Genomic DNA, 22,260 nt, shown 5'->3' with positions numbered 1-22,260 from the left:
GTTCGCTTAAAAAAAATGGTTGATTATTACATCAACCATTTTTTAAACGCTATTGTTTTTCTGCATCTTCTCTTGTCTTTAACTCCTTGATTTTATCAATGGCTCCTGCCACTACATCGCACATAATTGTGTACAAGGCTCCTTCCCTCGGATGGGCATAGATATATTCAAGCGCTTCATTTTCATTCGCAATTTTAATGATGGGCACTGTTTTATTCACCTTACGAATACCTTCTTCCAATAAGCCCATGATTTCATCTGCTGTGCGGCCACGCAGGTTTTTATCACAACGCATAATGATTTCATCAAAATGCTTGCCGCTGATGGCCCCTAACTCTCTGATGTCATCATCTCTCCGGTCGCCGGTACCACTGATCACACCGATTTTTGTTTTGTAATCCAGCTTGCTTACAAAATCACAAAGCAGGTTCAGTCCATGCGGATTGTGTGCAAAATCGGCCAGCATGGTAAAGTTTTTGAAGTGGAAGAAATTCAATCGACCCGGTGTTAGCTTTTCACTGGGAATAAAAGTTTGCAAACCGCTGCGTATATCTTCTATTGTTATATCACGGAACAAATAACAACTGAGTACAGCCGGTAAACAGTTGTTGATATTATGCACTGCTTTTCCTTCGTAGGTAATCGGAATTTCCTTTACAGGAAGCACACGAATTTTCCAATTGCCTTTCATGATGGTAATGTATCCGTTTTCAAATACACAACTCAATCCGTTTTCTGCTGCATGTTCTTTAATACGTGGATTGTTTTCATCCATGCTGAAGAGGGCAATATTGCACTTCAAATCTTTGCGCATCTTGTAGACCAGATCATCATCAGCATTCAACACGGCATAACCATGCGGAAATACCGTTTCAGGCACCACTGCTTTTACTTTGGCCATGGCTTCAACGGTGTAAATACCACCCAGCCCTAAATGATCAGCAGCTACGTTTGTTACCACGGCCACTTCACAATTCTGGAAAGCTAATCCTGCTTTTAAAATACCGCCACGTGCACATTCCAGCACCGCAAAATCTACCGTAGGATCTTTCAGTACAAATTGTGAAGAAACCGGTCCGGTACAATCTCCTTTCATCATCAACTGGTTCTGGATGTACACCCCATCACTGGTAGTATAACCTACTTTTTTGCCTGCGCTTTTGGCAATATGTGCAGTTAAACGTGTAGTAGTTGTTTTACCATTAGTTCCTGTTATTGAAATGATGGGAATACGTCCTGCACTTCCTTTGGGAAAGAGCATATCCACCACCGGTTCTGCCACATTGCGGGGTAATCCTTCTGAAGGTTCAATATGCATTCGGAAACCCGGAGCCGCATTTACTTCCAGCACTGCACCACCATTTTCTGCAATGGGTGTACGCAGGTCGGTTGCCATCACATCAATACCACAGATATCCAAACCGATGATGCGTGCAATACGTTCAAACATAAATACATTGGCCGGATGTACTTCATCTGTTACATCTGTACTCGTACCTCCGGTTGATAAGTTGGCTGTAGGTTTTAATAAAACACGTTCACCTTTTTTCGGAACATATTCTAATGTAATACCGGCATCATCCAGCATTTTTTGTGTAAACTGGTCAATGGTGATTTGTGTTAATACTTTTTCATGACCATAGCCACGACGGGGGTCTTTGTTGGTTTCTTCAATGAGCCAGTTTAAATCATGCTCACCATCACCCACCACACTGGCAGGTGTACGCAGTGCTGCACAAATAAATTTATTGTTGATCACGAGGCAACGAAAATCATATCCTGTAATGAAACGTTCAACAATTACACTGCGACTGTAGGCTTTGGCTGCTTCAAATGCTTTTAATGCCTGCTCCTTGTTAATGATGTTCGTGGTATTGCCTTTGCCATGATTCCCATCAATGGGTTTAATCACCAACGGATAACCAAATTTCATGATGGCTTCATCCAAACCAACTTCAGTACGGATCACTGTTCCTCTTGGTACGGGAATTTCTGCGGCTTCCAGTAACAGTTTTGTTTCTTCTTTATCGCAGGCAATATCTACTGCAATATTAGATGTGGTGGAAGCAATCGTGGCACGAATACGTTTTTGATTCACTCCATAACCCAGTTGCACCAAACTTTGTTTGTTTAAACGGATATAAGGAATGCCACGCTTGGCTGCTTCATCCACAATGCATCCTGTTGATGGTCCCAGCCTGGTATCTTCACGAATCTCTCTCAGCTTTTGAATATCTTCAGAAAGATCATAATCAGTTCCATCCACCAATGCCTGTGCCACACGTACAGCAGCACGTGCTGCGTACAAACCTGCATCTTCTTCCATATAGCTGAACACTACATAGTACACACCCGGCTTTTCACCTTCGGGAGTACGGGTGCGTCCAAAGCCGGTATCCATGCCCGCCAGTGTTTGCATTTCCAATGCAATGTGTTCAATCACATGACCCATCCATGTGCCTTCTTCCACCCGCTGAAAAAAACCACCCGGTGCGCCTACACTGCACCGATGGCTGTACATGCTGGGAAACATTTTTTCAAGCCGTTCCCGAAACCCGTGAATATGATTAGTGGGCCGCTCTTCCAACTCTTCCAGGTCCAGTTTCATTTGAATGAGTTTAGGGCGGCGAATGCTCCAATAATTTGGTCCACGAAGTACTTTCAGTTCCAGAATTTGCATAGTTGATCAGTTAGAGCAGGAAGATAGTATTTTTTGATGATACGATTACAGTGGATAAAGTGCCGGACAGGCATTTAAATGAAGCCATACAATTCCTTTATTTTTGCAATGAATCAAAAATCACTTGTCTTGCAGTATCCCAAAGGAAAACTCATCGCTATTGGTGGCGCAGAAGATAAAGGTGCTGATACAGAAGCGGGAGAAATTCACAGAAATAATCTCAACTTTTTTGAATTGGGTATTCTTCGCCGTGTGGTGCAGGAAGCCGGTGGTATTGATGCCCGTATTGAAGTAATTACTACCGCTTCAACCATACCGTACGAAGTAGGAGATAATTACCTCAATGCATTTGGAAAAATCGGTTGTACCAATATCGGCCTTATGCATATTCGCAACCGGCAGGATACATCCAATCCTGATTTCATCGAACGCATCCGCACCTGTGATGCCGTAATGTTCAGCGGAGGTAATCAATTAAGGTTAAGTGTTACAGATGGTGGTACTGAGTTTCTGCATATACTCAAACAACGGTATCAAAATGAAAATTTTGTAATTGCCGGTACCAGTGCCGGTGCCATGGCAATGAGCCAAACCATGATTTATGAAGGCAATGCTGCAAGAGCACATCTCAAAGGTGAAGTAAAGATGACTTCAGGGCTGGGTTTCATTGGTTCTGTGATTATTGATTCGCATTTTGAAAAGCGGGGAAGGTTTGTTCGCTTAGCGCAGGCAGTTGCTACACATCCGGGTTTGATCGGAATTGGTTTGGGTGAAGATACCGGCATGCTGATCACAGAAGGAAATAAGATGGAAGCGATCGGCAGCGGGTTAGTGATTATAATTGATGGGCATAATATTCTTCATTCCAATATTGCCGATATTCCTGATGGCAATCCCGTGAGTGTAGAAAACCTGATGGTTCACTTTTGTGAGAAAGGAAATGGATTCATTCTAAATGAACGCCGGTTTTTAATGGAAGCAAGTGAAGGTGCTGTTATTCCCAAAAGGGTGGATGTAGAATAGCAGTCGTGTGACTCTGCAAACGATTCTTAAAGCAACTAAAATACATTTCATGAAATATGTCTTCATGCTTGTACTGAGTGTAATGTCTTTCGGTTTTCAGCAACCCCAAAAAACAAGAGTGATTTTCTTTGGAGATTCCATCACACAGATGGGTGTTGAAAAAGGCGGTTACATTTCTTTAATTGATAGTTTGAGCAGGGCAGAAGGGCAGCAGGAAAAATTTGAATGGATAGGTGCAGGCATTGGCGGTAACAAGGTTTATGATCTTTATTTACGGTTGCAAAAAGATGTACTCAGTAAGAAGCCGGATGTGGTGGTGATTTATGTTGGTGTAAACGATGTGTGGCATAAATCTTCTTTCGGCACAGGTACAGATCCTGATAAGTTTGAAAAATTTTACCAGGCAATGCTTGAGCAGATAAAAGCTGCCGGTGCAAAGATCATTATGTGTACACCGGCTGTGATTGGAGAAAAAACAGATTTCAGTAATCCGCAGGATGGTGATCTGAATGCCTATAGCAACATCATCCGTCAAATTGCAAAGACCAACCAACTTCCATTGATTGATCTTAGAAAGTCTTTTCTTGACTATAATCTCCGGCACAATAAAGAAAACAAAGACAGGGGAATTCTTACTTACGATAGAGTTCATCTGAATGCCCAGGGGAATTTACTGGTGGCTCAACAGCTATGGAACCAGCTCAAATCCATTAAATAACCTGCACCAGGTAGTAATTCTTTTTTCCTTTCTGCACCAGCAGGTATTTGTTATGCAATAGAAGGGATGCTTCGATTTTCATTTCTATGCCTTCAGCTTTTTTACGGTTGATGCTTACACCACCGCCCTGTACCATTTTTCTTGCTTCGCCTTTACTGGTAAAAATGCCTGTTTCTGCCAGGAAGGAAACGATATCAACTCCTTCATTAACTCTAGAAACAGCATAATCCATTTTTACAACACCTTCCATGCTTTCAAGATCAGCTTCACTTAAACTTTCAGCAGGTGCACTTTGATTGGCAAATAATTTTTCAGTGGTGGTTATGGCTTCCTGCAACGCTTCTTCACCATGGATGAAACGTGTTACTTCTTCTGCCAGTTTTTTCTGAAGAATTCGTTTAGAGGCATCTGTTTTGTGTGCCTCAATCAATGCAAAAGTTTCTTCTTTAGAAAGCAGCGTAAAGATTTTAATCCAGCTTTCTGCATCTACATCGCTGGCATTAAGCCAGAATTGATAAAACTGGTAAGGAGATGTTTTAGATGCATCCAGCCACACATTGCCTTGTTCTGTTTTTCCAAACTTGGTACCATCTGCTTTTTTAATCAACGGACAGGTAAAGGCAAATGCTTCGCCACCTGTTTTCCTGCGGATGAGTTCGGTACCGGTGGTGATGTTTCCCCACTGGTCACTTCCGCCCATCTGTAGTTTGCAGTTTTTGTGTTGATACAGCCACAGAAAATCATATCCCTGCATGAGCTGGTAAGCAAACTCTGTATAACTTAATCCTACTTCACTTTCAATACGTTTCTTCACACTGTCCTTTGCCATCATGTAGTTGATGGTAATATGCTTTCCGGTATCTCTTAAAAAGTCAATAAAAGAAATGCCTTTGAACCAATCATAGTTATTGGTCATTTCAGCAGCATTAGGGTTCGAACTGCTGAAATCCAGGTATTTTTCCAGTTGGGCTTTAATACCGGCCACGTTTTTTTGAAGGGTAGCTTCATCCAAAAGGTTACGTTCCTGGCTTTTGCCGCTGGGGTCGCCAATCATGCCGGTGGCGCCGCCCACCAGGGCAATGGGTTTATGCCCCGCTTTTTGAAAATGAACCAGCAACAAAATGGGCACAAGACTGCCGATATGAAGGCTGTCTGCCGTAGGATCAAAACCTATATAGGCGCTGGTCATTTCTTTCTGTAGTTGTTCTTCCGTTCCGGGCATCATATCCTGTATCATACCCCGCCAGCGTAATTCTTCAATTAAATTCATGATTTTCAAGTGAAATTTCGGCAAAAGTAGGGCAGGCTCTTTATTGTTCTTACAAATCAGACAATAATCCTTGAAAATCAGCGTTTCGGCTAGTAAGGAGCTTCAACAAAACTTGACTTTAGCTGCTTTAATGGCTATTTTTGACCAGTTGAAGCAGCTCTCGCCATGTTTAGAGCCTCTATACAACTAATTGTTTATTTGAAAACTGACCGGATGATTACCCGATCCATCTACCTTTCCGTTACCCTTCTGTTGGTATGCACGCATGCCTTTTCGCAGATTCGTATTTATTCCAATGAATTTTTAAATATTGGTGCCGGTGCCCGTGGCTTAGGGATGGGTGGTGCACAGGTAGCTTCAGTAAGTGATGCTACAGCCGGTTACTGGAACCCCGCCGGTCTTGCACATGTAAAAAACAGTCCTTCTCTTTCTTTAATGCATGCGGAGTATTTTGCCGGAATCGGTAAATACGATTACGGAAGTCTGGCAATACCCGTTGCTAATAACAAACGTACCATCGGTCTTTCTGTTTTGCGTTTTGCCGTGGATGATATTCCTAATACACTTTATTTGATTGAGCCTGACGGAAGTGTAAACTATGCTAATATCCGCAGCTTCAGCAGTGCTGATTGGGCGTTCCTGCTTTCTGTAGCTCAAACAGTAAAAGAAACGGATAATAAATTGATCAGTGTAGGTGTGAATGCCAAAGTGATCCGTCGAGTGGTAGGAAGTTTTGCAAACTCCTGGGGTTTTGGTTTGGATGCGGGTATCCAGATGAAAGGCCGCAACTGGTCAGTTGGTGCAACCGCACGTGATATTACCACCACCTTTAACAGCTGGAGTTTTTCATTTACAGAAAGGGAAAAAGAAATTTTGTTTTTAACCAATAACGAAATACCGGTAAAATCTACCGAGTTAACAGCACCCCGTTTAATATTAGGTGGTGCTTACGATTTTCAATTGGGTAAAGGAGTAAAACTGAAAGCAGAAGCCAATCTTGATTTAACATTTGATGGCAGAAGAAATACATTGTTGAGTTCTGATGTTATCAATGGTGATCCACGTATTGGAGCAGAGCTGAGCCTGAAAGATGTATTCTTTGTAAGAGGAGGTATTTACAACTTCCAGAAAACATTTGCTGATGGTGATACCCTGAACCGTAAAAAGGTTTGGATTTATCAACCGGCAGCAGGTGCAGGTTTTAAACTGGGAGGATCCTTTTTTGTGGACTATGCGTTTACCAATCTTGCCAATCAGTCTAATCCGCTGTATACACATATCATATCCTTACGTCTCGACCTTGTGAATAATAAAGCTAAAAAGAATTAAAATGAAGAGCATGAAAAGAATTGTACTCTATAGTCTCATGTTTTTTCTTGCATCGGCCCATGCCGATGCTCAGTCTTTTATGAATGAATAGATTGACCATGGAAAAACATACTATAAATTCAGAACCGGTGAGTTTGGTGTGCACCGTATTACCCAGGCACAATTAGCAGCTGCGGGTTTAGGTGCCGTTAATGCACAGCATTTTCAATTGTGGCGCAACGGGCAGGAAGTAGCCATTCATACATCAGTACCAATGGGTGCTCTGCCGTCCAATGGGTTTATCGAATTTTGGGGAGCAACCAGTGATGGCGAATGGGAAAAACGTTTGTACCTCGATCCCGAAAAACAAATCAATCCTTTTGTGAGTGTATTTACTGATTCAGTTACATGGTTTTTAACTGTGAATACACTTACTCCGAATAAACGGCTTATTGAAACGGTCAATAATCTTGCATCAGGATTACCTGCAGAGCCGTATTTCATGAACAGAATCCGCTGGGGTTTCAGAAATATTTATAACCAGGGCTTTGCTGCTGTAGTAGGAGACTATGTGTATTCTTCTTCCTATGATGCAGGCGAAGGTTATTCTACAACTGAATTCAGACCGGCAAACCCGTTTACATTTTCATTTCCCAATTTAGGTATTGCACCTAACGGTCCGGATGCCACGTTCTACTATACGGCGGCAGGCAGGGCATTGAATACAAGAACTGTTCGTGTGTCAATTAACGGCACTCAGATCTCTGACAGGGAAATGAATTACTTTAATATCGTTAAAGATCAAACAACAGTTCCTTATTCCCTCATCAGTTCTAATTCAGCCACTGTTCAGATACGTAATACTTCGCCCGAGTCAACTGACCGGATGGTGGTGGGTATGTATGAATTTACTTACCCCCGTGTTTTTGATTTTGCAGGCTCACCGTTTTTCCCTTTTAAAATGCCGGCGAGTGCTGTTGGAAATAATTTAGTGATCAGCAATTTTAACGGAGGCAGTGTTGCTCCTGTATTGTATGATCTTACCAATAACCTCCGGATTGTAGCACAATCATTAGGCGGTAATCAATATCGTGTGGTAATACCACCTTCTGCCACTGAAAGAGAATTGGTAATGGCTTCCGTTGATCCGGGCCAGATTAAATCAACAACTCCTTTTGCACAGCGTAACTTTATCAATTACTCAAATATCTCTAACCAGGCGGATTATATTATGATTTCCAATCCGCTTGTTTATAACGACAATAACGGAGTTAACCAGGTAAATGAATACCGTTTATACCGCAGCAGTGTAAACGGTGGTGGATTTAACGCAAAAGTGTATGATGTAAATGAACTGATTGATCAGTTTGGCTGGGGTATTAAGTATAATGCACTGGCCATAAGAAATTTTTTACGCTTCGCCCGCCAACGGTTTGCAGTATATCCAAAGTACACACTATTAATTGGTAAAGGGGTTTCCCTGCCAAACGTTCGGGCTATTGAAAACAGAAGTGCTGCAAACAGGATGAATCTTGTACCCACCTGGGGTACTCCTTCCTCTGATATGACTTTAGCAGCAGATGAAGGCGATGTGGTTCCAAAAATTCCAATTGGCCGCTTAAACGTAGTAGATGGTACAGAAGTAGGAGAGTATCTTAACAAACTGAAACAGTACGATACATGGCAAAGAAACTTTTCCTGTGATCCGGATAATGAGTTGTGGAAGAAAAAAGCCTTGCATATTGGCGGTGCTAATGATTACCTCGGTGATCAGATCCAGTACCATCTTGGTCAGTATAAACTGGTTGCTCAGGATACTACTTTTGGTGCTAATATTGCAACGCTTCAGAAGTCATCTCTTACCACCATTCAAACGCTTTCCGGAGAAATCGTAAATGACAGGTTTACCAATGGATTTCAATTATTGACTTATTTCGGTCACTCATCAGCCAATACACTCGAGTTTAATCTTGATAATCCTGATAATTATCCTGCTACAGGTAAGTACCCCATCTTCCTTGTAAACGGATGTAATGCCGGTAACCTTTTCCTGGCCGATTCAATGAGGTTCAACGGTAGTTATACACTCTCAGAAAAATACCTCGTTTCAAGTCCGGATAAAGGTGCAATTGCCTTCATTGCCAGTACACACCTTGGTATTGTTCAATATCTCAATATTTATACTGAAGAAGTGTACAACCAGTTTGTGAGGGATTCTTATGGTAAAAGCATCGGAACTATTTTGTCTAACACCATTGATACATTAGTCCGCCGTTTTTCAATTTATGATTTTTATGTGCGGATGCATGTTGAGGAAATTACACTGCATGGTGATCCTGCTATCACCTTTTATCATACACCCAAGCCGGATTATGCAGTGAAGCCTTCTTATGTGAAAATAGCTCCCCAGTTTATTTCTATTGCTGAAGATAAATTTACAGCCAATGTAAAAATCGTTAATGCAGCAAAGGCAACGAGTGATTCAGTTAAGATAGAAGTGCAGCGGGAATTTCCAAACGGATCAAGACAAACCGTTTTCAGCCAACGTGTAAAGTACATCCCGTTTGCCGATTCTATTGACATTGATTTCAACATTAATGCATTAACTGATAAAGGACTGAATAAAATTATTGTTACAGTAGATGGTGATGGAATGATTGATGAAATGTGCGAAACCAATAATACAGTGATCAAGGAAATCTTCATTTATGAAGATGAAGTGCGGCCTGCTTATCCTTACAACTTCGGTATTGTAAATAAACAGAACTTAACCTATTATGCTTCTACAGCCAATCCTTTAGGATCAGTACGCAAGTATTACTTTGAAATTGATACCACTGAAAAATTCAATTCTGCATTCCGAAAGCAGGACTCTGTTACTTCAGGAGGCGGTTCTATTGCCTTTAAGCCTTCCGGTATTACATTCAGCAACAACACAGTTTATTACTGGCGTGTTGGTATTAAGCCCGATGCAAATACCCCGGTGGTATGGAATGGTTATAGTTTTGTTTACAGAAGCACATCAGATACAGGTTATAATCAATCTCATTTTTACCAGTTCACCAAGAATGATTTCAGTGATATGGTGATGGATAGCTCTTCACGTGGGCTCGATTATAAATCTGTTAGCCGTAAGCTGGCAATCAAGACCGGCCTCTTCCCCTATTTCCGATCTATTCATAACTATGTGTTTCTTGATCTGCAGGTAGTTGATAACTGGCGTTGTTCATTTAATGTGTTCAGTATTTATGTATTTGAACCAAAGAGTTTGAGAGCATGGGTAAATGCTCCCGGAGGAAGATTTGGAAGTCTTGACCCGATGTGCGGTGGTTATGTTCGTAAATTTTTCGAATTCCCAATGGAAATACAGGAATACCGTAACAGGGCCAGGTTATTCCTTGAGGATTCTATTCCTGCCGGTTCAATTGTTTTGATTGTAAACCAGGGTACCGGCCAGGGCGGCGGTTTTGTAAATCCTAACTCAGCGTTTATTCAACAATGGCAGAACGATACATTAACGTACGGTTCCGGTAAGAGTATTTATCATACGTTTATCCGTAACGGGTTAACTGATATTAACAAGTTCACCAAAAACCTGCCTTTTGCCTTCCTGTATGAAAAAGGAAATCCCCAGATTTTAAGACAGTTTATTGGCGAAAACGAGAACGACTATATTGATGTGGTTGTTGATTTGCCGGCAAAACTTACACAGGGATCCGTAGAATCTCCATGGCTCGGTCCATCAAAAGAATGGAAAAACTTTACATGGGATGGATTTTATAAAGGAGGTCAAAAACCAAACGATTCAGTTTACTTTGAATTGTATGGAAAAACTCCAGCCGGTGCTGAGCATAAACTTGCAACTGTAACGAATGCCAAGGATACATCACTTTCATTTATTGATGCAAAAATGTATCCGCAGCTGAAAATGAAATTAAATTCAAAGGGCGATATAAGTCTTACGCCCTACCAGTTACAATACTGGAGATTAACAGGTTCGTCTTATCCTGAAGGTGCTATCGCTCCTAATGTGTTGTTTAAAGCAAAAGATACATTGGAGTTAGGAGAGCCTTTGAATTTTTCAGTTGCCTTCCGCAATATCAGTGAAGCAGCGTTTGACAGTTTGAAGTTGAAACTGGTGCTCACAGATAATAATAACGTACCGGTAACCATTGATTTGCCCAAGAAGAAACCATTGGTTTCAGGAGATACGATTGCTGTTTCTTATACCATTGATACCAAAAACAGGCAAGGAAACAACCTGTTGTACCTAATGGTGAACCCGGATAATGATCAACCCGAGCAATACCTCTTTAATAACTTTTTGTACAAGAGTTTTTATGTGAAGGGCGATAAGATTAATCCATGGCTGGATGTTACGTTTGATGGTGTGCATATTCTCAACAGGGATATCGTTTCATCAAAACCACATATCCTCATCAAGTTAAAAGACGACAGCCGCTTTATGGCGCTGAATGATACAACCGGATTAAAGATTAAAGTTCGTTACCCCGGTAACCCAGGTGTGATAAGGGAGTTTAAACTGGGAACTGATTCAGCCCGTTTCACGCCTGCATCTTTAAACAATGGTGATAACACTGCCACTGTGGATCTCTATCCTAATTTCCTTGCTGATGGTGATTATGAACTCACTGTTTCAGGTAACGACCGCAGCGGCAACAAAGCCGGAGAGTTGGAGTACAATGTTGCCTTCCAGGTAATCAATAAACCAATGATCTCTAACCTGCTTAACTATCCTAATCCGTTTACCACCTCAACCGCCTTTGTGTTCACACTCACAGGTTCACAGGTGCCTCAAAACATACGGATACAGATATTAACGGTTACAGGAAAAGTAATCAGGGAAATTACCAAAGAAGAATTAGGACCCATCCGCATCGGAAGAAATATCACTGAGTTTAAATGGGATGGAACCGATCAGTTTGGTAATAAACTGGCAAATGGTATCTATCTGTACCGTGTCATCACTAATCTCAACGGTCAGTCACTGGATCAATATAAAGCAACCGGCGATCAAACGGACCAGTTCTTTAACCGTGGATACGGAAAAATGTACTTGATGCGATAAAGTTTAAGTGAATAAAATAAAAGAGCCGGTTCATTTGAACCGGCTCTTTTGTTGAAACTATATCATACGTGGTAACTCTTACCGGGTATTCATTTCATACTGTAAGCGTGCATAATTATGATCTTGTTCAATAATATCTTTTACTAGGTATTTAGGTAAGCGGTTGCTGCGCTGAAGTACTTTTCTTTCAATAAGCCTGTAATTGCTTTTAATCAGTAAAGCAATTGATCCGGCAAAAGTCAAAGCTGTTAAAGCAATTGCAAATGGATTCACAGGTTTGTCTGCATTCATCTGGTTAATAATAGCGGAACAATTATAGGCAGCAGCAGCCAATAACAGCAGACCACCGGCAAGGGAAGTTTTTACAATTGCAGGACTAATGTTTTGCAGCATTTTTTGAGTTTCGCTGCGTAAATGGGAAAAGGAATATTTCAGATCCTTTTTACTGCAGTTAGGGCAATGATATGCAACCGATGCTGTTTTATAACCTGACCAGGAAAAGAAGTTTTCCAAAAAGAGGTTACGCTCTTTTAACTGTCGTATGCCATCTGAAACCTTGTAATTAAAGGCTCTGAAGGAAGTGATGTTATTTTCATTTCTTCCGGGAGCTATCTTGTCAATCAGTTTATAGTACAGATTGAGTATTCCTTTGATGAGAGGAGATGTATTATTACCTGTATCGGGCAGAGCTTTTACAATTTCGTAACCCTCTGCAAGTTTTTTAAGCATAACAGGCAGCACCGAAGGTGGATGTTTAAGATTACCGCTCATGATTATAACCGTTGCCGCAAGTGCAAAGTCAATACCTGCAGATACTGCAGCCACCTGCCCGAAATTCCTGGTAAGTGAAATACAACGGATTCTTGAATCCAGCATTACCAATTGCTCAATTTCAGCCAAAGTGCTGTCGGTACTGCCATCATCCACCCAAATCAACTCAATATTTTTAGGAACGTGTTTTTTGAGTTCATAGTAAAAGGGTAGGACAAACTCAGCTTCATTGTAAACGGGTACTATTATCGAAATATCTGCCATTTAAAGTTTCCATTAAGGGTTAGCAGCAAGGTGCTTTAATATAGATGCAAGATATGCAGGAAGCAGTACCTGTAAAAGGGGGGAACTTTGTGATTTTTAACGGCGTATTTTTACGAGTAACTGCGTACTTGTTGGCTACGCAGCACATACTTACCTATAATATCAAACTCCAGGTTCACTTTTGTACCCGGTGTTACATTTCTGATAGAAGTATGCTCATACGTATAGGGAATAATCGCTACTGTAAACCTGTTTTCTTTGATATTGAAAATTGTAAGACTGGTTCCGTTTAAACTGATGGACCCTTTTTCTACAATCAGCCTCATAAACTCAGGTTTTGGGTCAAACTCAAATTCATATTCCCAACTGCCTTCTTTTTCAATCAAGCTGATGCAGATTCCTGTTGTATCTACATGCCCTTGAACCAGGTGCCCGTCCAGTCTTGAGGGGAGTAAAAGACAACGTTCCAGGTTGATTATAGCACCGGGTTGCCAGCTGCCAAGCGTGGATTTCAACAAGGTTTCTTCAATGGCCGTGACACGATGGGAGCCGGGTTTTATTTCTTCCACTGTCAGGCAAACCCCGTCGTGCGAAACACTCTGGTCTACCTTTAATTCGTTTGAAATAGAAGAACTGATCCAGAAAGTGCAGTTGCTGCCTTTTTGTTCAACATCGGTAACAGTGCCCGTAGTTTCAATAATTCCTGTAAACATGGCTGCAAAATTACCTGCTTTTGGTAAAAGCCGAATTTATGTTTTGCTGAATGATGGAAGCTGCTTATATTTGCGCCTCTAAAATATTTAAGGGGGTATATATGCTTATTATCGATTCTAAAGATTGCGAAAACATTGACAAGGCGCTGAAAAAGTACAAGAAGAAGTTTGAAAAGAGCAAGGTATTGCTTCAGTTGCGTGAGCGTCAGTCATTTACCAAACCTTCTGTACGCAGAAGAGGTGAAGTGTTGAAAGCAATCTACAAGCAGCAGATTGCGAGCGGAAAAATTGAACTGTAAGAACATTTAACTACAGAAATAGCTGATAGCCGTAGAGTTTATTAACTTTACGGCTATCGTTGTTTTATGACTCCTGAAGCCAATATCCCATACAATGCATTTATTGAATACCTCAAGTATGAGAAGCGGTATTCTGTACATACCATCCGGGCTTACCGGGACGACCTGGAGCTTTTCTTTCAATACCTTACAGCAAGTTTTGGTGAAACCAGCTTAAAAGAAATTTCTGCGTCTTTTATACGTAGCTGGCTTGCCTATCAAAAAGAAAAAGGCGATTCCGCCAAAACCATCAACCGGAGAATTTCAAGTCTTAAGTCTTTTTTTAAACATGCCATGAAAACCGGCAGTTTAAGTGCCACACCTATGACTACAGTGGTTTCTCCCCGTATCAAAAAGCGCCTACCATCCTTTGTAGAGGAAAAGAGCATGTCCGTTTTATTTGCTCATGTGGAGTTTCCTGATTCATGGGAAGGGCAGGTAAACAGGCTGATGCTCATGTTGTTTTACAGCACCGGTATGCGTTTAAGTGAATTGGTGCATCTTAAAGAATCGCAGGTGGATTTAAGCAAAAACAATCTGAAGATTTTGGGCAAGGGCAACAAGGAGCGGCTCATACCTATCAATGAGGAACTTCGTGAAGAGCTGCAGCAATATTTATCAGCTAAAAAGGAAAAATTTTCAACTGAAGCAGATCACTGCCTGCTTGTAAACGAAAAGGGCAGGGGCTTGCATCCCAGGTATGTACAAACAAAAGTGAAACAATACCTTTCGCTTGTAACTACTGCCGAAAAGAAAAGCCCGCATGTAATACGTCATACGTTTGCTACCCACTTAATGAACAACGGGGCTGATTTGAATGCTGTAAAAGAGTTATTGGGACACAGCAGCCTGGCCGCCACACAGATTTATACGCACAATACAATTGAAAAGCTGAAGGACATACACAAAAAAGCCCACCCAAAGGCATAAGCCGGCCGATTAAAATCAGGTTAAAATCTGCCACTGTCAGCTAAATATATTTTGAAAAAAGATCGTATTGGAGTAAATTGAATGCAGGAAAAAATTCAAGACCCTTTGAATCCAGTTTCCAGTTCTTTCACATAATTATTCACACGAAAAAAAAGTTTGCTATGACTGTAAACATCCAGACTGTGCGGTTCGACGCCGATGCTAAACTGATTGATTACGTAAAACAGCGTGTACAGAAACTTCTCGGCTTTCATGACCGAATTATGAAAGTGGATGTGTACCTTAAATTAGACAACGTGGTACACAACATTAAAGACAAGGTAGCAGAGATTAAAGTACATGTTCCCCGTCAGCAGTTATTTGTAAAACAAACTTCCAAATCATTTGAACAGTCATTTGATGAAGCCCTTGATTCACTCATTACTCAATTAAAACGAAAAAAAGAAAAGCAATACCAGCTTTAAAAAACTACTCCAATCCCATTGCCACGGCAATGGGATTTTTTGTTTGGTGAAAGGGCGTTAATAAATTCATTGAATTTTCTCTTTAAAAATTTTTCCATTTCATGTTTTCCGTTACCTTTGCCTTCCCAAAAAATAGGGGTGCATACGTATGCACAGTAATCAGGCTCTTTTACAGATTGTTTTTTGAAATTTAATTATGCCACTTTAGCTCAGTTGGTAGAGCATCCCGACTGTAAACGTCGGGAAGGTCGTTGGTTGAGCACAAAAGGCAAAGGTTTTTGAAATAGTAGTATACGCCACTTTAGCTCAGTTGGTAGAGCAGCTGATTTGTAATCAGCAGGTCGTTGGTTCGAGTCCGACAAGTGGCTCTCAACAGTTCCGTTCGTTTGGAATTGGGGAAGGGCAGGTTCCAGAGCGGCCAAATGGGGCGGACTGTAAATCCGCTGTCTTTCGACTTCAGAGGTTCGAATCCTCTCCTGCCCACGAATACAATTTGAGAATTTGATAATTGTAGTTGTTCTTTGAGTTTGAAACAGGAAGCGGGGTAATTTTCAAATTATCTCATTTTCAAATTTTCAAATTGATATGCGGGAGTAGCTCATTTGGTAGAGCGGTAGCCTTCCAAGCTTCAGGTGGCCGGTTCGAGCCCGGTCTCCCGCTCCAAGAAGAGTTCTTTAAATAAGTTGATGTGAGTACGCCTCACTGATACTCTACCAGCCGTTGTAGCTCAGTGGTAGAGCACTTCCTTGGTAAGGAAGAGGTCGTGAGTTCAATTCTCATCAACGGCTCTGTTTTTGATGAATAGAGTTAAGAACGTACAAGAGTGCGACGCAACAGAAGCTGATAAATGTTTCTGTAGCTGACTACATAAATGATTTTAAACAGTTTTTTGTAAACACAATTAAAAACAAATAAGATGTCAAAAGAGACCTTTAAGCGGGAGAAACCCCACGTTAACGTTGGTACTATTGGCCACGTTGACCATGGTAAAACAACTTTGACTGCGGCTATTACAGACATCCTTTCTAAGAAAGGTCTGGCCCAGGCAAAAAAGTACGATGAAATTGATGGTGCGCCTGAAGAAAAAGAGCGTGGTATCACTATCAATACTGCACACGTTGAATACCAAACAGCAAACCGTCACTATGCACACGTTGACTGTCCCGGTCACGCTGACTATGTGAAGAATATGATTACCGGTGCTGCCCAGATGGACGGTGCTATCCTCGTAGTTGCCGCTACTGATGGTCCTATGCCTCAAACAAAAGAACACATCCTTTTGGCACGCCAGGTAGGTGTACCTAAAATTGTTGTGTTTATGAATAAAGTTGACCTGGTTGATGATGCTGAGCTTCTTGACCTGGTTGAAATGGAAATCCGTGACCTGTTAAGCTCTTATGGCTTTGACGGTGACAACACTCCAATCATCAAAGGATCTGCTACAGGTGCTTTAGCTGGTGAAGAAAAGTGGGTAAAATGCGTTGAAGAGTTGATGGAAGCTGTAGATTCTTACATTCCTCTTCCTCCCCGCCCGGTTGATATGCCTTTCCTTATGAGTGTGGAAGACGTATTCTCTATCACCGGTCGTGGTACAGTAGCTACCGGTCGTATTGAGCGTGGTGTAGTGAAAGTAGGTGAAGCAGTTGAAATTGTTGGTTTAATGGAAGCTCCTTTAAACTCTACAGTAACAGGTGTGGAAATGTTTAAGAAGTTGCTGGATCGTGGTGAAGCTGGTGATAACGCCGGTTTGCTACTCCGTGGTATTGAAAAGAAAGATATCCGTCGTGGTATGGTTATCTGTGCTCCTAAATCAATTACTCCTCACACTGAATTCAAAGGTGAAGTTTACGTATTGAGCAAGGAAGAAGGTGGACGTCACACTCCATTCTTCAACAAATACCGTCCTCAGTTCTATTTCCGTACAACTGACGTAACCGGCGAATGCCAGTTACCGGAAGGTACAGAAATGGTGATGCCTGGTGATAACACCAATCTTACTGTAAAACTGATTGCTCCTATCGCTATGGAGAAAGGTTTGAAATTCGCTATCCGTGAGGGTGGTCGTACAGTAGGTGCCGGTCAGGTAACTGAGATTCTGAAGTAATCTAAAAGCTGCGAGCTACGGGCTTTTAGCTACGGGCCGTGAGGCTTTCACGCAAAAGATTCTATCTTTGCAACATAGTGCTAAAAGCTGTTCCGCAACTGCGGAATAGCTTTTAGCTTTCTACGGGTATAGTATAACGGTAGTACAGAGGTCTCCAAAACCTTCAGTCTGGGTTCGAATCCTAGTACCCGTGCGAAGTAAATTCGAACATTAAAAACAAGAATTTTTGAAGATTCTCCAATTTTCAGATTTTCAAATCTTCAAATCCAAAATTTGAAATGAGCAAATTAACCGCCTACGTAAAGGACTCTTACAGAGAGTTGCTGGAAAAAGTAACCTGGCCCACCTGGAGCCAGTTGCAGCAATCAACCATGATTGTACTGGTGGCTACCCTCATCATTACCGGTATTGTATGGGTAATGGATTTAGGTATTGCCAGCCTGTTAGAGTTAGTTTATTCATTCTTTAAATCTTAAGTGTGATGAGTACTGAAGCAGCAAATGTTGAAACAAGCAAGTGGTATGTGCTGCGTGTTGTGAGCGGCAAGGAAAAGAAGGTGAAAGAATACCTGGATAAAGAAATTACCCGCAGTGGATGGGATAAAATTGTAAAACAGGTTTTTCTGCCGGTGGAAAAGGTGTACAAAGTTGCCAATGGAAAAAAAGTAGTACGTGAGCGCAACTTCTATCCCGGTTATGTAATGATTGAAGTAGAAGGCGGCAAGATGAGTGATGACATCCGTGAAACCATTGCCAATACCAGCAATGTGATTCATTTCCTGGGTAAAGAACATCCTATTGCATTACGTAAAGCTGAAGTAAATAAAATGCTGGGTAAGGTAGATGAAATGGCAGATGCAACCGGTATGACCATGAGTGAACCATTCATCATTGGTGAAACCATTAAGATCATTGATGGACCGTTTAATGATTTCAATGGTGTGATTGAAGAAGTAAACGATGAAAAGAAGAAACTCCGTGTTACGGTAAAAATCTTTGGCCGTGCTACACCGGTAGAATTAAACTACATGCAGGTAGAAAAAATCGCATAAAATTTTACCTAATAAAATTAAACCCCGGCTATCAGTCGGGGTTTTTATTTTAGATCAAACTACTTTAAAGGCGGTGAAGTAAAAATTATTAGCAGCCCCTATCAACTGCAGGTTTATATGCGGGTAGGCATGTTGAAATTCATGAAAGGCTTTGAATTCCTGGGTGGGAACAGAGAACTCATCAAAGAAAATAATGTCGCCTTTGTTGAGCAGGGGTGCAAATGAAGTTAAAACAAAGAGGGTAGCAGAATATAAATCTGCATCCAGCATAATGATCTTCTTTTTGTCATTCTGAAATGAACTTAAAAAAGAGGATAAGGTTTGCTGGAATAAACCCTGGTGAAAACTTCCTCTTGCATCATTGATTGCAGGTACCTGGTTATTAGTATTGAACATCCCTTTTTTATACACACCGAAATCTTCCGGCAAACCCGTGAATGTATCAAAGCCCCAGAAGCGGCTGTTTTCATTTTTATTTTCATTCAGAAACCAGCGGAATGATTGACCTGCTGCCACACCAAATTCAAGATAATGAACAGGCGCATCTAAAAGATGCTCCGCTTCCAAAACCCGTTGATACAAGGGGTATCTTTTTTCATAATCCCATTTAGACGGGAAATCATTCACTGCGTTTTTTTTATTTTTTCTGATCCAGGCAGAAAGTTTGGTTAAGTAATAGAGATTTGATAAAAAACCGGAGAGGAAACTGAAAATTTTATCTGCCTGAAATCTTATGAAAATGATCTTGGTATAACGAATGAGAAAAAGCTTCATTGTTTTTATTTTGCTGCCAACAATTTTTACATCGGCGAAAGTATTGTTTGTTTTAATACATAAGATGAAAATAATAGAGGAGAATATCGTTAACTTATTGCGTAATAAAAATTGAAAACCCCGACTGATAGCCGGGGTTTATTATGCTGAATGAATTAATTATTCTTGCGGAGTTGCATCTGCAGCAGGTGCGTCTGTTGTTGCTTCAACTTCAGGTAAAGCAAGTTCTGCCTGAACAACAGGAACTGGCTCCGGTGCGGGTGTTGGAGCGGGTGCTGCAACTACAGGTTTGGGCTTGGGAGCACTTTTCTTCTTAACTGCCGGTTTCGCTTTTTTAACTACAGGTTTTTTTGCTGCTTTTTTGGGTGCTGCTTTCTTTACCACCTTTTTCTTTGGAGCGGCTTTCTTTTTTGCTGCTGCTTTTTTAAAAGCTTTTTTTATTGCTTTCTTAGCTGCTTTCTTCACCGGTTTTTTAGCGGCCTTCTTTGCTTTTTTCGCCACTTTTTTTGGAGCACTTTTTTTCTTTGCTGCCTTTTTCTTAACAGCTTTCTTGACTGCTTTTTTTACAGGTTTCTTTGCAGCTTTTTTCTTTGACTTTGCCATAATAGAATGAGTTTTTAGTTGTTGAGTTGTTGGGAGATTGAAGTTAAATGAAATAATGAAGGGATTGTTTTTTGACTGGTATTTTTTTAAAAAATTATTGCTATCAGAAATGTAATCTTCACGACAGAATGCAAAAAGAATAATTATAAAATTTGAAGTAAAATTTACCTCTGATGAAACTCCCTTTATTAATGCCTTTGTTGCTATTGCTTTTCTCCTGTAAAAAAACGAAAATCATTAAAGAATCTGATTACTCAGAAGCTACCTATGCTATTGAGGTTAAAGGCTTATGGGCTTCGCCAGATTTTACGGTGCCTGCCGGAGTTCACTTCACCAATTTTGCAGGGATGGTTCATAATGCTGATGGCGAATTGTGGAAGCCGGGCAAGCTGGCTACAAAAGGAGTGGAGAATGTAGCAGAAACCGGAAGTACTACCGCCATTCTCCTGGAAATTGATTCTGTCATCAGAACCAAAAATGCACTTTCGCTCATTCTGTTTACACCGCCATCAGCCACGGGAATGAAAAAGTCAACCATTTATTGCAATTCCAATTACTCAATGATAAGTGTTGCCTCTATGATTGCACCCAGCCCGGATTGGTTTATCGGTCTCAGCGGATTAAATCTTTTCACCAATAAGAAATGGGTGGCCGATACAACAGTTCAACTCTTTGTATATGACTCAGGTACAGAGGAGGGGGATGTTTTCGGGTATAGCAACCCGCCCACAACTCCACAACAACCTATCAAACTGTTAGATGCTTCTGCGGCAACTGTTTTAGCAAATAGTAATTCAAGTTTGAAGGCCATAGCTGAAATCAGGCTATTGAAGCTATAGGCTTGTGAACTGGCTGGCGGTGTTTAAAGTAAATATTATTCATTCAAAAGAATAGGGTGTAGATAAACTAAAAAAATCAAAACAATGACTGGTTACAAAATAAGAAAAGTTCAAAATGAAGACATCCCCGGATTGAAAGAAGTATTAGACTCAAGTGAGCTGTTTCCGTCGGAATATCTGGAAGATATGATTTCTGACTACTTTACAAATCAAGAAACAACAGATATTTGGTTTACCTATATTCACAACAACCGACCTGTTGCACTTGGTTATTGTGCACCGGAAAAACTAACCAACGGAACATATAACCTCTATGCAATCGCAGTGCGAAAAGAATTACAGGGGCAAGGTATTGGACAGAAAATGATGGACTACATTGAAAAATTACTGGCTGAAAATGGGAAAAGGGTTTTAATTGTAGAGACGTCAAGTACTGACCATTATTCCCTGACCCGAAAATTTTATAACAAGCTTGGGTACAGACAGGAAGCAGTAATCAAAGATTTTTGGAATGACGGGGAAGACAAAGTGATTTTTTGGAAAAAGCTTGGCTATGCCGTAAACCAATAAACAAAGAAAGACACTAAGAATGTGGGACTTTGAAACGAATTCCTCAAAGTAAAGGGGGATAAATATTGGAAAATACAAGCCTTCATCTGAACATCAACTTATTCACAACCCTGAATTGCCCATTGTTTTAGCTGAAAAAGGCTAAAAATACTTGCTCAAACCCTTTGCCGGTAAGCGTTTGCCCCTTACCTTTGCCGTCCCAAAAAGTTCTTTGTTGTCCGTCATAGCCTTGGCGAAGATGGATTTGAATTTATTGCTTGGGAGTATCGCCGAAGGCGGTACGTTATCACCAAAAAACATTTTACAATGGCTAAAGAAATCTCAGGATTTGTGAAGCTGCAGGTAAAAGGCGGTCAAGCCAATCCTGCACCTCCCGTAGGTCCCGCACTCGGTTCAAAGGGTGTGAACATCATGGAGTTCTGCAAGCAGTTCAATGCAAGAACTCAGGATAAGATGGGTAAAGTATTACCGGTTCTTATCACCGTTTATACTGATAAGTCGTTCGACTTTATCATTAAAACTCCTCCTGCAGCAGTTCAGTTAATGGAAGCTGCAAAAATTCAGAAAGGTTCTAAAGAATCAAACCGTCAAAAAGTGGGTAAAGTAACATGGGCTCAGATTGAGGCCATTGCTCAGGACAAAATGCCTGACCTTAACTGCTTTACACTGCACAGTGCTATGAGTATGGTGGCAGGTACTGCACGCAGCATGGGCTTAACGGTTGACGGAAAAGCCCCCTGGGAAAATTAAT

19 protein-coding genes and 5 tRNA genes are annotated in these 22,260 nt (G+C 41.0%); 18 read left to right on the top strand and 6 right to left on the bottom strand.

Features of this window, described 5'->3' with window-relative positions:
- Positions 1 to 49: 49 nt before the first annotated feature.
- Positions 50 to 2,680, bottom strand: coding sequence for a cyanophycin synthetase (gene cphA, locus PDL71_RS14925; protein WP_407522468.1), 2,631 nt, complete (start codon positions 2,678 to 2,680; stop codon positions 50 to 52).
- Between the two features lie 129 nt (positions 2,681 to 2,809).
- On the opposite strand from cphA, the gene PDL71_RS14920 reads away from it, so the two are divergent.
- Together PDL71_RS14920 and PDL71_RS14915 are read left to right on the top strand one after the other, a co-directional pair.
- The gene (locus tag PDL71_RS14920) at positions 2,810 to 3,703 is read left to right on the top strand and encodes a cyanophycinase (protein ID WP_407522466.1); all 894 of its coding nucleotides are present in this window, start codon (positions 2,810 to 2,812) and stop codon (positions 3,701 to 3,703) included.
- Between the two features lie 49 nt (positions 3,704 to 3,752).
- Positions 3,753 to 4,421: an SGNH/GDSL hydrolase family protein gene (locus PDL71_RS14915; RefSeq protein ID WP_407522464.1), complete on the top strand. Its 669-nt coding sequence runs from the start codon at positions 3,753 to 3,755 to the stop codon at positions 4,419 to 4,421.
- Here the strand turns inward: PDL71_RS14915 and tyrS are convergent.
- The gene (tyrS, locus tag PDL71_RS14910; RefSeq protein WP_407522462.1) at positions 4,414 to 5,691 is read right to left on the bottom strand and encodes a tyrosine--tRNA ligase; all 1,278 of its coding nucleotides are present in this window, start codon (positions 5,689 to 5,691) and stop codon (positions 4,414 to 4,416) included. The genes PDL71_RS14915 and tyrS overlap by 8 nt on opposite strands.
- Before the next feature lie 213 nt (positions 5,692 to 5,904).
- On the opposite strand from tyrS, the gene PDL71_RS14905 reads away from it, so the two are divergent.
- Both PDL71_RS14905 and PDL71_RS14900 read left to right on the top strand, forming a co-directional pair.
- Positions 5,905 to 7,020: a PorV/PorQ family protein gene (locus PDL71_RS14905; protein WP_407522460.1), complete on the top strand. Its 1,116-nt coding sequence runs from the start codon at positions 5,905 to 5,907 to the stop codon at positions 7,018 to 7,020.
- Between the two features lie 139 nt (positions 7,021 to 7,159).
- Positions 7,160 to 12,088: a C25 family cysteine peptidase gene (locus PDL71_RS14900; RefSeq protein WP_407522458.1), complete on the top strand. Its 4,929-nt coding sequence runs from the start codon at positions 7,160 to 7,162 to the stop codon at positions 12,086 to 12,088.
- A gap of 78 nt (positions 12,089 to 12,166) precedes the next feature.
- Here PDL71_RS14900 and PDL71_RS14895 read toward each other — a convergent pair whose 3' ends face one another.
- The gene (locus tag PDL71_RS14895) at positions 12,167 to 13,123 is read right to left on the bottom strand and encodes a glycosyltransferase family 2 protein (protein WP_407522456.1); all 957 of its coding nucleotides are present in this window, start codon (positions 13,121 to 13,123) and stop codon (positions 12,167 to 12,169) included.
- Positions 13,124 to 13,233: 110 nt separating this feature from the next.
- A complete protein-coding gene (locus tag PDL71_RS14890) occupies positions 13,234 to 13,836 on the bottom strand; it encodes a riboflavin synthase (RefSeq protein ID WP_407522454.1) in 603 nt (200 codons plus the stop codon).
- A 101-nt stretch (positions 13,837 to 13,937) separates the two neighbouring features.
- Between PDL71_RS14890 and rpsU the strand changes: the two genes are divergently transcribed.
- From rpsU to nusG, 11 genes are all read left to right on the top strand, one after another.
- A complete protein-coding gene (rpsU, locus tag PDL71_RS14885) occupies positions 13,938 to 14,135 on the top strand; it encodes a 30S ribosomal protein S21 (protein ID WP_407522452.1) in 198 nt (65 codons plus the stop codon).
- Positions 14,136 to 14,201: 66 nt separating this feature from the next.
- The gene (locus tag PDL71_RS14880; protein ID WP_407522450.1) at positions 14,202 to 15,104 is read left to right on the top strand and encodes a tyrosine-type recombinase/integrase; all 903 of its coding nucleotides are present in this window, start codon (positions 14,202 to 14,204) and stop codon (positions 15,102 to 15,104) included.
- A 161-nt stretch (positions 15,105 to 15,265) separates the two neighbouring features.
- On the top strand, positions 15,266 to 15,568 hold the full coding sequence (locus tag PDL71_RS14875) for an HPF/RaiA family ribosome-associated protein (protein ID WP_407522448.1): 303 nt from the start codon (positions 15,266 to 15,268) through the stop codon (positions 15,566 to 15,568).
- A 295-nt stretch (positions 15,569 to 15,863) separates the two neighbouring features.
- Positions 15,864 to 15,936, top strand: a tRNA-Thr gene (locus tag PDL71_RS14870).
- A gap of 32 nt (positions 15,937 to 15,968) precedes the next feature.
- Positions 15,969 to 16,051, top strand: a tRNA-Tyr gene (locus tag PDL71_RS14865).
- Between the two features lie 104 nt (positions 16,052 to 16,155).
- Positions 16,156 to 16,231: transfer RNA gene (locus tag PDL71_RS14860), tRNA-Gly, on the top strand.
- A gap of 53 nt (positions 16,232 to 16,284) precedes the next feature.
- A tRNA-Thr gene (locus PDL71_RS14855) sits at positions 16,285 to 16,356 on the top strand.
- 128 nt (positions 16,357 to 16,484) lie between these two features.
- Complete coding sequence (tuf, locus tag PDL71_RS14850; protein WP_407522446.1) at positions 16,485 to 17,672, top strand: elongation factor Tu; 1,188 nt, start codon at positions 16,485 to 16,487, stop codon at positions 17,670 to 17,672.
- A 122-nt stretch (positions 17,673 to 17,794) separates the two neighbouring features.
- A tRNA-Trp gene (locus tag PDL71_RS14845) sits at positions 17,795 to 17,865 on the top strand.
- An 85-nt stretch (positions 17,866 to 17,950) separates the two neighbouring features.
- Positions 17,951 to 18,148, top strand: a complete 198-nt coding sequence (gene secE / locus PDL71_RS14840; RefSeq protein ID WP_407522444.1) for a preprotein translocase subunit SecE — start codon at positions 17,951 to 17,953, stop codon at positions 18,146 to 18,148.
- 5 nt (positions 18,149 to 18,153) lie between these two features.
- Positions 18,154 to 18,723: a transcription termination/antitermination protein NusG gene (nusG, locus tag PDL71_RS14835; protein ID WP_407522442.1), complete on the top strand. Its 570-nt coding sequence runs from the start codon at positions 18,154 to 18,156 to the stop codon at positions 18,721 to 18,723.
- 54 nt (positions 18,724 to 18,777) lie between these two features.
- Here nusG and PDL71_RS14830 read toward each other — a convergent pair whose 3' ends face one another.
- Both PDL71_RS14830 and PDL71_RS14825 read right to left on the bottom strand, forming a co-directional pair.
- Complete coding sequence (locus PDL71_RS14830) at positions 18,778 to 19,497, bottom strand: class I SAM-dependent methyltransferase (protein ID WP_407522440.1); 720 nt, start codon at positions 19,495 to 19,497, stop codon at positions 18,778 to 18,780.
- Between the two features lie 159 nt (positions 19,498 to 19,656).
- Entirely contained in the window at positions 19,657 to 20,100 is a 444-nt protein-coding gene (locus tag PDL71_RS14825) for a hypothetical protein (protein ID WP_407522438.1), read from the bottom strand.
- A gap of 173 nt (positions 20,101 to 20,273) precedes the next feature.
- Between PDL71_RS14825 and PDL71_RS14820 the strand changes: the two genes are divergently transcribed.
- The 3 genes from PDL71_RS14820 (at position 20,274) to rplK (ending at position 22,259) form a co-directional block, all read left to right on the top strand.
- On the top strand, positions 20,274 to 20,939 hold the full coding sequence (locus tag PDL71_RS14820) for a spondin domain-containing protein (protein WP_407522436.1): 666 nt from the start codon (positions 20,274 to 20,276) through the stop codon (positions 20,937 to 20,939).
- A gap of 84 nt (positions 20,940 to 21,023) precedes the next feature.
- Positions 21,024 to 21,509: a GNAT family N-acetyltransferase gene (locus PDL71_RS14815; protein WP_407522434.1), complete on the top strand. Its 486-nt coding sequence runs from the start codon at positions 21,024 to 21,026 to the stop codon at positions 21,507 to 21,509.
- 306 nt (positions 21,510 to 21,815) lie between these two features.
- Positions 21,816 to 22,259 carry a 50S ribosomal protein L11 gene (gene rplK, locus PDL71_RS14810; RefSeq protein WP_407522432.1) on the top strand — a complete coding sequence of 148 codons (444 nt, stop codon included), beginning with the start codon at positions 21,816 to 21,818 and terminating at the stop codon, positions 22,257 to 22,259.
- Position 22,260: the final 1 nt, after the last annotated feature.

The sequence above is a fragment of the Lacibacter sp. MH-610 genome, assembly GCF_045780045.1.
In the GTDB taxonomy this organism is placed as follows: Bacteria; Bacteroidota; Bacteroidia; order Chitinophagales; family Chitinophagaceae; genus Lacibacter.
Note: the sequence above shows the minus strand (reverse complement) of the source record. Positions and strands in the feature narration are given on the sequence as shown.